Genomic DNA, 15,478 nt, shown 5'->3' with positions numbered 1-15,478 from the left:
TCGGCTTCGCCTGCGGGGTCTCACCTGTCCAGCTACAGCGGCTAGCCCCTCGAGGTCATAAGCTAAATGGACCAAGAAGGCAAACAAACGCCTTCTTAGCCCATTCATCTTATGCTTGTCGGGGCTGGTCAAGCCGCTTCCGCTTTTCGGACTGGCCAGCGTTTCCCGCAGGAGTCGAGCAACTTCCGCTCCAATCAACTTTCCAAGCGTAAGTGTTTCACTATAACATTGTAGTGTACACTATTGCATACACCAACTCTTATTCTAATAGTTCCAGTGATCAATTACCGTTACTTATACAAATACTCTTTCTTACCTGATGTAAATGACTCATTATGCTCCGAATGATCGAACATCCGAAAACTATAAAGTCTTTGTACGAATAACAGCCATGGTGAGACGGGACTTTCAAAATTTTTGCTAAAGTTTATACACTGTAGAGAGCAGGATCTAGCTTTTGATTGGAGTGCATGACGAAGACTCCTACGGGAAAAGCGGAATAGGTAAGACCCCGCAGGAGCGACAGCGACGAGGAGGCTAGCCGAACGCCCGAGGAAAGCGAAGTCTTACACGGAAATCAAAAGCGGTGTAACAAGTGATACTACCTAATTTTTTGATTGTTCGTCTTTAGAGAAAATGGATTTAGATATGTCCTAGTCTCTTTTTGATAGAAATGAAATTAGAAATAGTTCACCAAAACTTTTATGGGAGAAATCTTTCCTTTACCCATCTCTTCAAAACACTCGGGTAGTTCTTTAAATATGATCGTTTTCTCAAACAGGTCGCGTAAGCAGGAATCCTTACCTTTGATCTGATTAAAATACCATTTAGAATGCTGCTCATAATCCCATCCATCACTTGACCCTATAACCTTGAGCTCTTTACGGAAAAAGTCAGGCTGCAGAATAAATGGCTCCTTATTCCCGTCGGATAATATGCACATTTCTCCTTCATACTTAAGCGACTTTTGCAGTATCTTAAATGCATCGTTAAACCCCGAGCACTCTAAAGCATAATCATAGAAATCACTCGGGCATTCACCTTGATCTTTATAAACTGTTTCCGCCCCCAATCTTCTTGCTAATTCGCCTCTTAAGCCATGAGGTTCTATCATATCAATGTACCTGACGTTCATATACTCTTTCAAAAAATAGACTGTCAATAAACCCATGGTACCGGCACCTGTAACCAACACTCGATCGGTCTCTTCCGGATTCAATTTAAGCACACCTTTTGCTGCATCACATGACAATATCACGAGCAATGCCTCTTGATGGGGAATATCTTCCGGAACGAAAATAGCCTTACTCTCTTTTACGATCCCATAATCCTTATGGCCATAAAATGCAACAGCCCGGTCTCCTATTTTAAAGGCTTGGACCGCCTCCCCTGTGGCTATCACTTCTCCAAAACTTTCATACCCGGTCTCTTTCGGGTAAGTCTGCGGATGGTCAGTGGGATCCGTTTCATTGTATTGAGGAAGTTCTGCCCCGATGCTGATGGCTCCTGCAACGGTTTTAATGAGAATCTCATCTTCTTTGAGTGGAGGTATGGTTTGTGCCGTCCACTGCAATGTCTTTTTCGCTGTTAGTTCAAGTGATGTTTGTATCATGTCGTATTTCCTTTCATTCTAATATTTTCTCCGTTTACCTGAAAGCATTTACGCCAGGCTCTTAATCCAGAACCTTATTACCCTAGGGTAATAAGGCTATCTGTGTCTCGCTTCACTTCGTTTTAGCATTGTAATCATTAAAAGTAGGACACCATTTAATGTCATCGTCCCAACCAGAAGTTTTATGATGAATGCAATATCTGGCGCGTATAGATTGATTGCACGCCAGGGAGTAGAGAAGAAATAACACAATAGGGGAATTATTCCTATGGCAAGAAGGATGGAGATTGATCCAATAAATATCCATACTCCCTTCTTAATGGAAACTTTCGATCTGAGTCGGGATACATTCCAAAAGCATAATAAAAAAAGGAAAACTGTGATGAAGAAGGCACTCCATTGTATGTGATGATTAACCGGCTTCACTTCCGGCATTGTCCCATTCTCCAAAATCGTCTTGATACCATTCCTCATCCATATAGTTGAAAGGACTTCTGAAAAGTTGTTTTTGTTTGTGAGTAAGATAAACCCATAGCCCCTATTGGGATTTATGAATAGTTCTGACCGGGAATCGGGTGTTTCACCGCCATGAAAATAGTAAGAATCCTCTGCCCTTGTGGAGATTCTCCAGCCATAACCGTAATACATATCTTCTTTTCTATGAACTTGTGGAGAGGTATACATAGAGAAGGATTTCTCTGAGAGCAATTCTCGGCCTCCGTGCATCATAAATCTTATAAACTTCGATATATCATCAGAAGTTGAGACCATGTATCCGTAAGGAACTCCGCTATCATCCATAAACCCTTTACTTTTTATCGGCTTTCCGAACCATGATTGAAACCCAGGCTGATACCCTAATTCTTGAGCATCCCTGAAATTCGATGCCGTCCTTTTCATTCCGATTCGATTAAAAATTTCATCATGCATAAAGGTAGCAAATGGCTGATTCGTTATATCCTCTACTATTTTTGCCAAAAGTAAATAATTCGCAGGGCTATATTCATGTACTTCCCCGGGTTCATGTTTTAAAGAAACACCACTCAGTTCTTGAACAGCTTTAGCTATTGCATCTTCTCCTCGAAGATTGCGGTCAGAAAGAACCAATCCATCGTAAGAGCTAATCCCGCTTGTATGCGTTAGCAACTGCCTAATGGTCACTTCCTGATTGGAGCTATCCTGATTATAATGGAAGTGTGGCAAGTATTGAGATATCTCTTGGTCCAGGTTCACCTCTCCGTCATCTACTAATTTCATGATGGCGAGGCTAGTTATGGGCTTGCTGACAGAACCAATCGTAAACATGGTGTCCTTTGTTACGGGTGCCCCATTACTCTGTTCCCCAAACCCCGCTTGATATATGAGTTTTCCGTCTTGGACAATCGCTAATGAAGCACCTGGAATCTTATACTTTTTCATTGAATCTCTCATAAATTCATTGATGAGCCCTGCTTTAGTCATTTCTCCACGAACTTGTGAAGCAGTTGGAAGCATAATGCAACAAACCAAACATATAGAAATAAGTATTTTTTTCATGGTCTCAGTCCCCTTTCTTAATGAATTGTCAAAAGAATAATAATGATATTTTCATAAATTTACCAATAAATACATCATTATACTAACGACCAGAGGACTATCTTAAAGTGGGACTAGGGACGTAAGGAAAAGAAATCTGTATATGACACTTTTATTTTCAAAAGTGAATCTCCACCAGTCCACCACCATAAAAAGATCCGCCACGAGAGCCAGGGTGGCTCCACAGCAGATCTGCTACTCACATAAAACATCGATCAGGCAATACTTTCGATTCACTTCCCCTTAAAATCCGGCTTCCGCTTCTGACTGAATGCCAGTAAAGCTTCCACCCGGTCTTCAGTTGGAATCGTGATTTCATATGCTTTTCTCTCAATCTGCAATCCTGTCTGCAGGTCCACGTTCATCCCATTCTTAACAGCAAACTTAGCCTGCTGAAGGGCAACCGGTCCGTTCGCTAACATCGGTTCCACGAATCCATGAACTTCACCCATGAAATTCTCTTTTTCTACTACCTTCGTAACAAGTCCGATATCCAATGCTTCTTCTGAGGTTAAACGCTTAGCTTTCAAAATAAGCTCAAGGGCTTTGGATTCACCGACCAGTCGAGGCAAACGCTGAGTCCCTCCTGCGCCCGGAATGATGGCAAGACTTGTCTCAGTCAGTCCCATTGTCGTTCCCGCAACAGCTATTCGGAAATCGCACGCAAGAGCAAGTTCCATCCCTCCCCCGAATGCGTAGCCGTTCATAGCAGCAATGGTCGGCTGCGGAAGGGTGGCGACGGATTGAAAAACTTCGCCGATCTTATAGACGTTGCGAATGACCTGCTGTTCAGTCAAGGTTTTGCGTTCCTTAAGGTCCGCTCCGACGGAGAAGGCTTTTTCCCCGCTTCCTGTGAAGATGACGACCCGTACGTCCGGGTTGATCCTGAGTGCTTCGACGACCTGCTGAAGTTCGTTCAGTGTATCGTAATTAAAGGCATTCATTGCATCCGGCCGGTTGATGGTCACAGTTGCAACATTGCCCTTTTGTTCTAGTAAAATAGATTCCATGTTTGTTCTCCCCTTTGTATAAGTGTTTCCTCCTTATGTATGATTCGACACGAATCGAGAAAACCCTTTCATTTTTCAAAAGGGCAGAACATTTCCCATGCTTATGCATAGACTGTTCGTGACATCTACCCATAAAGGAGCTGTATGCTATTATGTATCATCCTTCAAATCAAAACCCTTACTTCCAATATCAACAGGCGGGCCAACACGTCAATCAGTACTACCGTGAAACGAAAAGTCTTCCCGATCAGTGGGTCGAATATATCCAACCACTCGTAACCCGTGCCTTATCGGAGGTGGAAGAAGGCATCAACCTTACTCACCTCTTCCAGGAATTTATCTTATCTGGTGTATTGGTCGGGCAGGGATTCACTCCGGAGCAGGCAATTGAGCAGGTTGAGACGTGGGAAAAAGGTGAATCCAAGCTATTACAGGCTAGTAAAGCTATGAAATGAAACAAAAAGATGCTCAGTGAGCACCTGAGCATCTTCTTTTTTTATGATTGAAGCACTTGCTCCTTCAGCGCTCTTCGTAAAATTTTACCAGTTGTGTTTTTCGGCAGTTCATCCAGGAACTCGATGGAAGCCGGAAGCTTGTATTTCGCAAGATGCTCTTTACAATACTCCAGTACATCTTGTCCTGTCAGGGATGGATCGCTTTTCACAACATAGCTGCTGACGGCTTCACCCATTTCGGGATGCGGCACACCGATGACTGCTGCTTCCACGATGCCGGGATGATTGTATAGCACTTCTTCAACCTCTCGGGGGTAAACGTTGTAACCACCTACAATAATCAGCTCTTTTTTACGGTCCACAATGTAGAAGTAGCCATCTTCATCCATGCGGGCAAGGTCTCCGGTATATAACCAGCCGTCACGGATCGTTGCGGCGGTTTCTTCTTCCATCTTATAATAGCCCTTCATGACATTCGGGCCTTTGACAATCAGTTCACCGACTTGTCCTACAGGGACTTCTTCACCCATTTCATCGACGACTTTATTCTCCAGGTTCATGATTGATGTTCCGATCGATCCCGGTTTTCTTGGCCGATCCAATGGGTTGAAGCATGTCACTGGTGACGCTTCGGATAATCCATACCCTTCAGAAATCATGACATTGAATTTCTTTTCAAAGTTTTTCAAGAGAGCCACCGGCAGGGAAGCGCCGCCTGAAATACAGAGACGAAGAGATGATAGATCCTCCGGGTTTCCATCAGGATACTGAAACAGGAAGTTGTACATAGTCGGCACTCCGGCAAATACAGTTGGCCGATACTCTTTTGATAACTCAAAAACGGCTTTGGGACTGAAGCGCGGAACGATTAACAAGGTAGCTCCCCTCAAAAGCGGTGCATTCAGAACCACTGTTAAACAGAAAACATGGAACATTGGCAAAGCGGTAATGACGGTATCATCTTCATTCATTCGTAAATAGCTTCCAACGTCGGTCGCATTGGAATAAATGTTTTTATGGGTGAGCATGGCGCCTTTTGGTTTCCCTGTTGTTCCGGAAGTGTAAAGAATGATGGCAACCTCGTTCTCATCCACTGACTCACCTTTAAAGCCACGGTCACCTTTCTCCAACACAGTTGTAAACGATTTCATTTTAGGGTACGCAAGAGAAATGTTTTCTAAATCAATATCCTTCGCCCTTTCATCTCCTGATTCACACAGGATGAAGTGCTCCACATCCGTTAACAGATGCTGCATTTTTTCAATTAGTGGCACGAGCAGATCGAGTGTGAGAATGGCCTTAACATCACCACTTTTCAAAATGTAGCCAATCTCATCCGGAGTGTAGATCGGATTGATCGGAATGACCTTTAATCCAAGACGCAGGGCGCCATATAATCCGATGACAAAATGCGGTGAATTCCCCAATACCAGCGCGATATGATCTCCTTTTTTCAGACCCAGCTGCTCTAAGCCACTTGCAAATTTCGATACAGCACCATTCAATTCCCCATATGTACTTGAGGTATTCAAGAAATGATACGCTGTTTTATCTGCTTTTTCTTGAGCGATTTGGTCTAACCGTGTAGCAATATTCAATTGTATCCCTCCCCTTTTCAAAAAAACTGAATGAATGGTCATTCATCAAACTATTAAAAGTATTCAAAATATATTCTATATAAAGAATAGTATTAATACAAGTATATTGATGTAAAAAAACCGCCCAATTTGGACGGTTCTTCCATTTATATCAATACACCAAATCAACAAATTCATCCTTCGTGATATTACCGAAGTAGTGTTGGATATCAACACCTTCCAATGCCCCTGCAATGTCTTTTCGCTCGTAGCGTGTGCCTGCCAGCTTCTCTTCAATGTCTTCTACATTTCCCACCCCAAAGAAATCACCAAATATTTTACAGTTATCGATCTCCCCTTTATTCACTTCGAGACGGACATCGATTGAACCGACCGGGAAGCGGTGGGAATGCTGGAGATTGAATTTTGGTGATTTCCCATAGTTCCAATCCCAGTTCTGATAGCGTTCTTTTGAAAGCTCATGGATATTCTTCCAGTCTTCTTCAGTCAGGATATACTCTTCTACGTCGCTCCCGTCGAAGATGAAATCAAGAAGGGTTGAGCGGAACTCTTCTATGGTCATTTGTTCAGTCAGAAATTCGGAGATATTGGCTACTCGGCTCCGGATCGATTTGATCCCTTTTGATTCGATCTTGTCTTTTTTCACTCGGAGAGCGGACACGACGTTTTCCATTTCGGAATCGAACAGCAGCGTTCCGTGACTGAACATCCGACCCTTAGTGGAGAACTGGGCATTTCCGGAGATCTTTCTGCCTTCTGCGATGATATCGTTACGACCGCTCAGCTCTGCTTTCACTCCGAGTTTATGGAGGGCCGTTACAACAGGTTCAGTGAATTTTTTGAAATTATGGAAGCTCTCTCCGTCATCTTTCGTAATAAAGCTGAAGTTCAGGTTTCCCAGGTCATGATACACGGCTCCCCCACCGGAAAGACGGCGTACGACGTGAAGTCCCTGTTTCTCCACGTAATCTGTATTGATCTCTTCGATTGTATTTTGATTCTTCCCGATGATGATGGAAGGTTCATTAATGTAAAATAATAAATAACTCTCATTAATATCTAAGTTTTTCAAAGCATATTCTTCTATAGCAAGATTGATCCTCGGATCTGTGATTCCTTTATTATCAATAAATAACATTGTTTTTCCTCCTAAATTTCTACTACCATATCTTTTTTTGCTAATGATACATGACCGCTATAAATCGTTTTCGCTTCTGTAATTAACTGTTCCAAGTCTCCGAAATGAGGCAAATGTGTGAGGATGAGGTTCCGGGCACTGGTTTTCTGAGCAAGTCTTCCGGCGTCGAGACTAGTCATATGACCAGCGTTTGATGCATCCATCTCCCCATAGAAATTACATTCACATAGAAGCAGGTCAGCGTCCTGCCCAAATGAAACGAATTCCTCCCTGTATGCGGAATCTGCTGTATAAAAGAGGGATTTCCCATCTGCTTCGATTCTCATCCCGTAACATGGAACGGGATGCTTTGATTTCACAAACGTTACCGTGAAGGGACCAACAGATAAAGAAGAGTCCTCAGTATACTCGTGGGCTGCCATTAAATCTTTGTATGTAAGGGAATTGTATCCTTGCTGATCTTCCCGATGGGCATATACTGGCAGTGTACCTTTGTACTTACCCAGGAAGTATTGAATCAATAAAGCGTGTTGTAGTACACCTATATCTGCTACATGATCGGGATGGTAGTGGGACAGAAGGACTGCATCTAACTCTGTTGGTTCTATATGATGTTGAAGATGGGATAGTACACCACTTCCACAGTCAATAAGCAGTTTAAAGCCATTAGCTTCAAGTAAATATCCTGTGCTTGCTTCGCCTGCTTTCGGATATCCGCCCCATTGTCCAATAACGGTTAACTTCATGTTTGAACATCGCCTTTCACTTTAGTCTGTCACCCTTACTATACTTCATTGTGCCTATTTTTTCATTTTTTCCGCCCATTTTAGAATTTATTGTTGACGAAACTCATACTGTTATAATACAATAAAATAAATTAACACATCAGTTATATAACACAAACAATTGATGGGTGAATACAAATTTACGGAGGGTGATGAACATGGTAAAAAATATTGTTGAGTTCTTTCGAAATTTGCCGCCTAAGTCTTGTGCACAATGTGGAGATACAATTGAGGAGCAGCATGAATGCTACGGCATTTATTGCGAAAAATGTACGACTGACTACGAATACTGACTTCATGAAAACCAAGGGGTACTAAAAAGGATGCTCTTCAAAATGAAGAGCATCCTTTTTATGATTATTGTACTTCGACTGTTTCCAATGTGTGTTCGTGAATTTCTTCTCCTTTGGTGACATGGACCTGAACATTATAGGAGCCTTTTTCCGGGAAAGTATAAGAGCCGTTATATTTGCCTGCCTCACCTGGAGTCAGATCCACCCACTCATGTTTCTCCTGGCCGTCTTGGTAAATTTCCAAACGAACTTTGGCATCTTCCAATGCAGCTTCTTCATTCTCAACATGCACCATCATTTCTGCTTCTTCACCTGCTGTAACACTGTCAGTCTTCATCAGGTGAATGGACACGCTGCTTTCGCCATGGTGGTGATCGTCCCCTGCTTCCTCATGTTCCCCTGCTTCTACTTCGCCAATCGCAATCTCTGTTTTAGGCATCGTATGCATATCGCGGGCCGTCACATGAACCTGTACGGTATAAACACCGTCTTCTTCAAACGTCTTCTCAGCCTTGTATACACCGGCTTTATCGTGCTTTGCTTCAATCATTTCACTTTCTTCTTTATGATCATTCTTCCAGATTTCATATTTCACTTCATCGGCATCCTCGACGTTCTCATCACCTTGTGTGACCTTGGTGGAAAGAGAAATGGTTTGACCCTTTTCCCCTTTTTCAGGTACGTCTAATTTTGCCTCGATGGGCTCTAATTTCTCGTCGTCCTTCGCTCCGTTATCTTCATTTGAATTACCGCACGCAGCGATAAACAATGCAAGAAACCCTACCAGCATAAATAAACTTATTTTTTTCATGATTGATCCTCCTTTAGACTTTTTCAGTGTATCACCATTATGTACCTCTCACCATTTAGTATACACGTTCATGTATACCCGGGGTTTGTCCATTTTATGAAGAAAAAACGGTAGATGTGTGTGACATCTACCGTTTTTTTCCTTAAGCTTCTACTGTTTTTGTATATTGTTTCTTGAATAACCCAACAAAGAACACCGCAGTCAATGCAACGAACACAATGAAGTATCCAAGCAGTACGAAGAGGTTCTGCCACATGAAGGCAAAGTCCCCGCTTGAGATGACCGCTTTGAAGGCTGATACCGAGTATGTCATCGGTAGCAGTGCACTGATTGGTTGCAGTGCAGTCGGAATTAGTTCGAGTGGGAATGTACCGGCACTCGTTGTTAATTGCAGAATCAAGATGATGATGGCGACAAATCGTCCCGGATCACCCAGTACCGTCACAAGCATTTGAATCAATGCCAAGAATGTAAGACTTGTAATAATAGTAGAAAGTAAGAATAATGGTACACTTTCCACTTCAAGACCCAATCCAAAGAGTAAGATAGCTGCTGCTATCAGTGATTGGATGATTCCTACTGTCGTAAGGACAGTAAATTTACCCATGAACCAGCTTATTCCGCTTGATGGGCGGTCGGATGGCTCCCGGAGCGGATACACAATTGAGATTAATAGTGCTCCTACGAACAGTCCAAGAGACAAGAAATAAGGAGCAAATCCTGTTCCATAGTTTGGAACGTGATTGATTTTCTCGTTTTTCACATCAACCGGTCCTGCCATCATGTCGTACGTATCATCATCGGCTTTGACACTATTGGCTTCTTTTGCTGCGTCTTTTAATTTCGTTTCGTATTCGGTCGTTCCATCTGATAGTTTCGTTGTTCCATCTGCAAGCTCCGTTGAACCGTCGGCAAGCTTTTTGGAACCGTCGGCAAGCTTAGTGGATCCGTCATAAACCTGGTTAAGGCCAGAGCTCAGTTCATTCGCTCCTGAAGCAAGACCTACCGTTCCCTGGTATACGTCTCCAAGTTTCTGATTTAATAAACCGTAGTTTTCAACCACTTTGTTTTGACCTGCTACAAGCTGATTAGAACCTTCATCCAGCTGAGTTGATCCTGCTACAAGCTGATCGACGCCGCCTTGTAGTTTCTTTTGACCTTCATTTAATTTACCGATTCCAACAGCTAAGTCACTTGCTCCGCCTTGTAAGCCTGTTATTCCAGCACTTAATGAACCGGTGCCCGTTTCAAGTCCGGATGCCCCCTGCTTAATTTGATTAATGGCAGCCTTTAGCTCAGCCTGCTTTTCTTCAGGCAGACTTCCCATATATGGAGCCAATTCACTTTCAAGCTTTGAGGCTCCAGCTCCGATTGCCTGAGCGCCTGCTTGCGCACTGTCGGCTCCACCTTTCAGAGCTCCGATCTTCTCAGCAAGGTTTTGAGAACCGGCCTGCAATTTAGCCGTATTGTCCACGGCACTGTCAAGCCCAGCATCCACTTGTTCAAGCCCTGCCTTGCTTTTATCGATTCCGGCAGCAAGGGAATTCAACCCGGTTTGAACATCCTGTGTTCCTTTATATAATTGTTGTGATTTATCCGTCATGACTCCAACGCCCTCAGATAATTCCTGAGAACCATTTGCAAGTTTCTCGGCACCTGCACGGGTTTTGGCCACCCCGTCTGTCATCTCGACATTCTTTTCAGCAAGGACTGCTAAATTGTCTTTTAGCTTTTTCGCGCCTTGAGAGAGATCAATGGCCCCGTTGTTGATTTCGCCCGCTTTATCGCTGGCGGTCTTGAAGCCATCTCCCATTTCCTGAATTTTATCAAACATCGTTTCAGCATATGTTTCGGATACCGACTTAGAAAGACTTGCTTTGATTTCTTTCATGGCCGTATCCCCGATCTGAGCAGATAAGAAGTTAAAGCTCTCATTCGGGACATATTTCAGAGAAAGTTTTTGAGGATTCTCTTCTAACAACGTAGTGCCGTTTTCAGAGAAGTCCTCTGGAATTTCCACAAGCATATAGTAGTCTTGTTTCTCCAGGTTCTTGTATCCTTCTTTTTTATCGACGAAATGAAAATCGAACTGATCGCTTTCCTTCAGCTTATCAACAAGCTCCGATCCGATGTGCAACTCCTTACCATCAAACTCTGCACCCTGGTCACTGTTCACTACAGCTACAGGAAGATCTGAAAGTTGTTCGTACGGATCCCAGAATGCCCATAGGAACATGCCGCTGTATAGTACAGGAATAAATAGCACGGCAAGGATCGGGATGAGCAATTTCTTATTGCGAAAAATCGCTTTGAATTCTGAACCAATAAATGATTTCTTCATGTTTTCCTCCTATTTTTCATTCACAGAATTGAACTATTGACCAATAAACCCAAACGGTCATTACAATATAAAAATAAATGACTATTTCATTCAACTGGTCATTTATTGTTAAAAATGAAGGACTATCAGCTTGATAACCCTTTAATGATATACAGCTCAAACAGGTTGGCTATTTCATCTTTATCGAGTGGACCATGTGTACGTTCCCAATCGAAGATCAAGGAAACGTATAGCTTCAACAGGACAAATGCCGTCATTTCCGGGTTGCAGGGCTTAATCGCTCTTGAGGCAATGGCCTTTTCAATCCGGTGACTCAAGAATTCTATGACCACTTTTTCCATGCGGTCAATGACCTCGGATACAGCAGGTGTTCCCATTTCACGGGCTTCCTGATATAACTTGATCGTCAGCTTATGCTCTTTGCGAAATTCGAGAAGACGAAACAATGCACGGTGGACATTTTCAGAAAATGTAGCTTCGGGATCAATCACTTCTTCTGCTTCAAAGGTCATCTCATTAATTAAAGATGAAACGATCTCGTCGAACAATTCTTCCTTATTCTTAAAGAAAGTATAAATCGTCCCCTTGCCCACATTCGCTATTTTAGCTACTTGATCCATCGTCGTGGCTTTATATCCAAACAATGAAAAAGAATTGGTAGCTGCTTCGAGGATCTGTTTCTTTCGATCAATCGCCATGAACTCACTCCCCTCATTTGACCGTTTGACCAAATTTGTAATTTAGTCATTTTATTAACATTGATAAATTTATCACATCTGCAAGCATTACACAAGTGATATTTTTCATTTTCTTTATCCCTGTTCTTACATATCGAATAAGCCCTCTTGAATAGGCTATAGATATAAGACGGTCCAGGAGGTGTCATATGAATATTTACGTCGTAAAAAGCGGTGATTCACTCTGGTCAATCGCATCGAGGTACGGGGTTGAGGTGAACCAGATCGCTTATGGGAATCAGTTGAAGAACCCCAATATTCTTGTTATCGGACAAAGTCTTCTCATCCCTGAACCTTTAAAGGAATATATTGTCCAGCCAAGGGATACGCTCTATAAGATCAGTCAAAAGTATCATATGGATCTCAATGAACTACAGACGTTCAACCAGATCTCTGACCCCTCCACACTATTTATCGGTCAATTGATCGTAATGCCTGCTTTCATACACAACGTCAGAACAGGCGACACCCTTTACACCATTTCTTATAATTATAAAGTTCCCATGCAAGAGATTTTAAATGCGAATGCTATCTCGAATCCATCCCTTATTTACCCTAATCAACAGATTCGGATCCCGAACACAAAACCGGTGATTGAGGTGAATGCATACACCACGAGGACGGACAGTCAAGGGGTAGCCGAAGTGAATGGGCTGGGAAGCTACTTCACATACCTTGCTCCTTTTACACATTCCATTACAAAAGACGGCTCGGTTACAGAACTGAACGATACCGGTCTTATTTCCGCTGCGGAAAATCAAAAGGTCGATCCTCTTTTGGTTCTGACCAATTATGTGGACGGCAAATTCAACTCTGATCTTGTTGCAACGATATTAAGAAGTGATTCACTGCAAAATACGCTAATTTCTTCCATAGTGAAGAAAATGGAGACAAAGGGTTATAAAGGATTGAACATTGATTTCGAATATGTTTACCCCGAAGACCGGGAAAATTATAATTCCTTTTTAAGGAGGACGGTCTCTGCTTTAAAACCAAAAGGCTATTCTGTCTCAACTGCACTCGCACCGAAAATCAAGGGGGATCAAAAAGGGCTATTATACGAAGCCCATGACTATAAGGCTCACGGAGAAATCGTCGACTTTGTTGTCCTTATGACTTACGAGTGGGGCTGGGCAGGGGGGAAACCATGGGCGATTGCACCCATTAATGAAGTAAAAAAAGTACTGGACTATGCCGTGACAGTCATACCCCGCAATAAAATCCTCATGGGGGCTCCTTTATATGGTCGTGACTGGAAAGTCCCATGGGTGGATGGAACCTTTGCGAAGTCAGTCTCTCCTCAGGGTGCAGTTGATCTCGCAAGCAAATACGGGGTGCGAATTCAATACAATGACCAATACGAGTCTCCATTCTTCAAGTATTGGGATGAAACAGGGCAACAGCATGAAGTCTGGTTTGAAGATGCAAGGAGCATGCTGGCAAAGCAAATGGTGGTGGATGCCTATAAATTAAGGGGGCTAAGCTACTGGGTGCTAGGTTCTGCCTTTCCACAGAATTGGGTGCTTCAGCATTCAAGATATCGGGTTGTAAAGTAGGAAGCACCTTCAATTGAAGGTGCTTCCTTTCATTTGGAAAAAGAAAATTAAGCATTACCCGCAAAAAAAAGACCACCAGTTTCCCGGCAGTCTTCGTATTAACTAGTTCAAATAATCCAACACTTTCGATACGGTCCTCTCCCCCTGCCCGATGCAGTCGGGAATACTCAATCCATCATATGAACTCCCGGCGATAAATACTCCTGGCAAAGTGGACTCTGCTTGATCATACATACTTTGAATACGTTCCCGGTGGCCAACCGTGTATTGAGGCATTGAATTTTTATAGCGAGAGACGATCGTGAAATCAGGCGGACCTTCAATTTCCATGAACTTACTCAAATCATCGAGCACGATTTGCTCGATATGGTCATCGGATAAATCCACGATGGTTTCGTCACCCGACTTACCAAGGTAGCAACGCAATAATGCTTTTCCTTCCGGAGCCGTGTGTGGCCATTTTTTATGTGTCCACGTTCCCGCAGTCAGGGAGTAATCGCTATTTCTCGATACCAGGAACTCTGTTCCGGCGATATCTTTTTTTATAGCCTCTTGTGAGAATCCCATTGCAACCGTCGCCACTGACGTAGCAGGCATCTCCTTTAAAAAATGTAAGAATGGATAGGAGGGAAACATGGATTGCAATACGTGATGAGGGGTCGTGACAATGACGCTATCGGCTTCCATTTGATCCCCGTTTGTGAAAGTGATTGTATAATCATCGCTGATCTCTTTTTCTATGTTGGTTACCTTCATGCTTTTGTATACCGTATTTGGTTCCAAACTTGCTTCCATGACATCGATCAATGATTGGAGACCCCCAGTAAAAGTCAGGAAGTTCCCTTTTTCGCTTGATTCTCCCGCTTGTCCGCTCTTTTTGATGCCGGCTATTAAACTCCGATGTTTCTGTTCCAATTCATAGAGTTGAGGGAAGGTAGACATTAAGCTTAGTTGATCGATATCCCCGGCGAATATGCCCGTTAAGAGCGGTTCGATCAAGTGGTCAACTACCTCATCCCCCATTCTTCTCCTGAAGAATTTCCCCAATGACTGATCTTCTCTTTCCTGTGAGCGTGGAAGGATAAAATCCGCCGCAGCTCTCATTTTTCCTGATAGTGAAAATAAACTTGTTGTGATGAAAGGGGCGATTTGGGTTGGAATTCCTACAATGGATCCCCCGGGTATTGGATAGAGTTCACCACCTACTATACAGTAGGATGTGCCTTTGCGATTTCGAACGAGCTTGTCTTCTATACCCAGTTTTTCAGCTAAACGGGAGATTTCCGTTTTGCTTGATAAACAAGAGTCGGGTCCCTTTTCGATGATATAGCCGTCCTTATTGAGGGTTTGGACCTTTCCTCCTAATCGGTGGGTGGCTTCTACAAGTTTTACTTCGATTGGCAGGTTTTCTTCTATTATCTTCTGTTGCAGATAGTAGACCGTGGTTAAGCCGGTGATCCCCCCACCAACGACTATAATCTTTTTGTTTTGTTGTTCCAACACGTTCATCGCCTTCTTTAACAAAATATCTTCATTTTCAATAATAGAGAAGGACTAAAGCGGTGAG

The 15,478-nt window shown here is 43.0% G+C and carries 13 protein-coding genes; 3 read left to right on the top strand and 10 right to left on the bottom strand.

Annotation, left to right across the window (positions count from 1 at the left end; all coding sequences use genetic code 11):
- Window positions 1–679: 679 nt before the first annotated feature.
- The 3 genes from NQ095_RS14655 to NQ095_RS14645 form a co-directional block, all read right to left on the bottom strand.
- A complete protein-coding gene (locus tag NQ095_RS14655) occupies window positions 680–1,612 on the bottom strand; it encodes an alcohol dehydrogenase catalytic domain-containing protein (RefSeq protein WP_258264199.1) in 933 nt (310 codons plus the stop codon).
- Between the two features lie 96 nt (window positions 1,613–1,708).
- Window positions 1,709–3,073: a serine hydrolase domain-containing protein gene (locus NQ095_RS14650; RefSeq protein ID WP_258264198.1), complete on the bottom strand. Its 1,365-nt coding sequence runs from the start codon at window positions 3,071–3,073 to the stop codon at window positions 1,709–1,711.
- 347 nt (window positions 3,074–3,420) lie between these two features.
- Window positions 3,421–4,197, bottom strand: a complete 777-nt coding sequence (locus NQ095_RS14645) for an enoyl-CoA hydratase-related protein (RefSeq protein WP_258264197.1) — start codon at window positions 4,195–4,197, stop codon at window positions 3,421–3,423.
- 152 nt (window positions 4,198–4,349) lie between these two features.
- Between NQ095_RS14645 and NQ095_RS14640 the strand changes: the two genes are divergently transcribed.
- Entirely contained in the window at window positions 4,350–4,652 is a 303-nt protein-coding gene (locus NQ095_RS14640) for a hypothetical protein (RefSeq protein ID WP_258264196.1), read from the top strand.
- Window positions 4,653–4,693: 41 nt separating this feature from the next.
- Here the strand turns inward: NQ095_RS14640 and NQ095_RS14635 are convergent, their stop codons facing one another.
- The 3 genes from NQ095_RS14635 to NQ095_RS14625 form a co-directional block, all read right to left on the bottom strand.
- Complete coding sequence (locus NQ095_RS14635) at window positions 4,694–6,250, bottom strand: fatty acid--CoA ligase family protein (RefSeq protein WP_258264195.1); 1,557 nt, start codon at window positions 6,248–6,250, stop codon at window positions 4,694–4,696.
- 151 nt (window positions 6,251–6,401) lie between these two features.
- Window positions 6,402–7,388 (bottom strand): lipoate--protein ligase, encoded by a 987-nt coding sequence (gene lplA, locus NQ095_RS14630; protein WP_258264194.1) that lies wholly within the window; start codon window positions 7,386–7,388, stop codon window positions 6,402–6,404.
- An 11-nt stretch (window positions 7,389–7,399) separates the two neighbouring features.
- Window positions 7,400–8,134 (bottom strand): MBL fold metallo-hydrolase, encoded by a 735-nt coding sequence (locus NQ095_RS14625; RefSeq protein ID WP_258264193.1) that lies wholly within the window; start codon window positions 8,132–8,134, stop codon window positions 7,400–7,402.
- A gap of 197 nt (window positions 8,135–8,331) precedes the next feature.
- Here NQ095_RS14625 and yhfH point away from each other — a divergent pair, with 197 nt between their 5' ends.
- Window positions 8,332–8,466 (top strand): protein YhfH, encoded by a 135-nt coding sequence (yhfH, locus tag NQ095_RS14620; protein WP_079533738.1) that lies wholly within the window; start codon window positions 8,332–8,334, stop codon window positions 8,464–8,466.
- Between the two features lie 64 nt (window positions 8,467–8,530).
- Here the strand turns inward: yhfH and NQ095_RS14615 are convergent, their stop codons facing one another.
- The 3 genes from NQ095_RS14615 to NQ095_RS14605 all read right to left on the bottom strand — a co-directional run bounded on the left by NQ095_RS14615 (window position 8,531) and on the right by NQ095_RS14605 (window position 12,316).
- On the bottom strand, window positions 8,531–9,277 hold the full coding sequence (locus NQ095_RS14615; protein ID WP_258264192.1) for a FixH family protein: 747 nt from the start codon (window positions 9,275–9,277) through the stop codon (window positions 8,531–8,533).
- Between the two features lie 142 nt (window positions 9,278–9,419).
- Window positions 9,420–11,618, bottom strand: coding sequence for a YhgE/Pip domain-containing protein (locus NQ095_RS14610; RefSeq protein WP_258264191.1), 2,199 nt, complete (start codon window positions 11,616–11,618; stop codon window positions 9,420–9,422).
- 125 nt (window positions 11,619–11,743) lie between these two features.
- Window positions 11,744–12,316 carry a TetR/AcrR family transcriptional regulator gene (locus NQ095_RS14605; RefSeq protein WP_258264190.1) on the bottom strand — a complete coding sequence of 191 codons (573 nt, stop codon included), beginning with the start codon at window positions 12,314–12,316 and terminating at the stop codon, window positions 11,744–11,746.
- A 188-nt stretch (window positions 12,317–12,504) separates the two neighbouring features.
- On the opposite strand from NQ095_RS14605, the gene NQ095_RS14600 reads away from it, so the two are divergent.
- Complete coding sequence (locus NQ095_RS14600) at window positions 12,505–13,911, top strand: LysM peptidoglycan-binding domain-containing protein (protein ID WP_258264189.1); 1,407 nt, start codon at window positions 12,505–12,507, stop codon at window positions 13,909–13,911.
- 102 nt (window positions 13,912–14,013) lie between these two features.
- Here the strand turns inward: NQ095_RS14600 and hemY are convergent, their stop codons facing one another.
- Window positions 14,014–15,411, bottom strand: a complete 1,398-nt coding sequence (gene hemY / locus NQ095_RS14595; RefSeq protein WP_258264246.1) for a protoporphyrinogen oxidase — start codon at window positions 15,409–15,411, stop codon at window positions 14,014–14,016.
- Between the last annotated feature and the right edge of the window lie 67 nt (window positions 15,412–15,478).

The organism is Rossellomorea sp. SC111, assembly GCF_024733565.1.
Classification (GTDB): Bacteria; Bacillota; Bacilli; order Bacillales; family Bacillaceae_B; genus Rossellomorea.
This window is presented reverse-complemented; position numbering and strand designations above follow the sequence as displayed.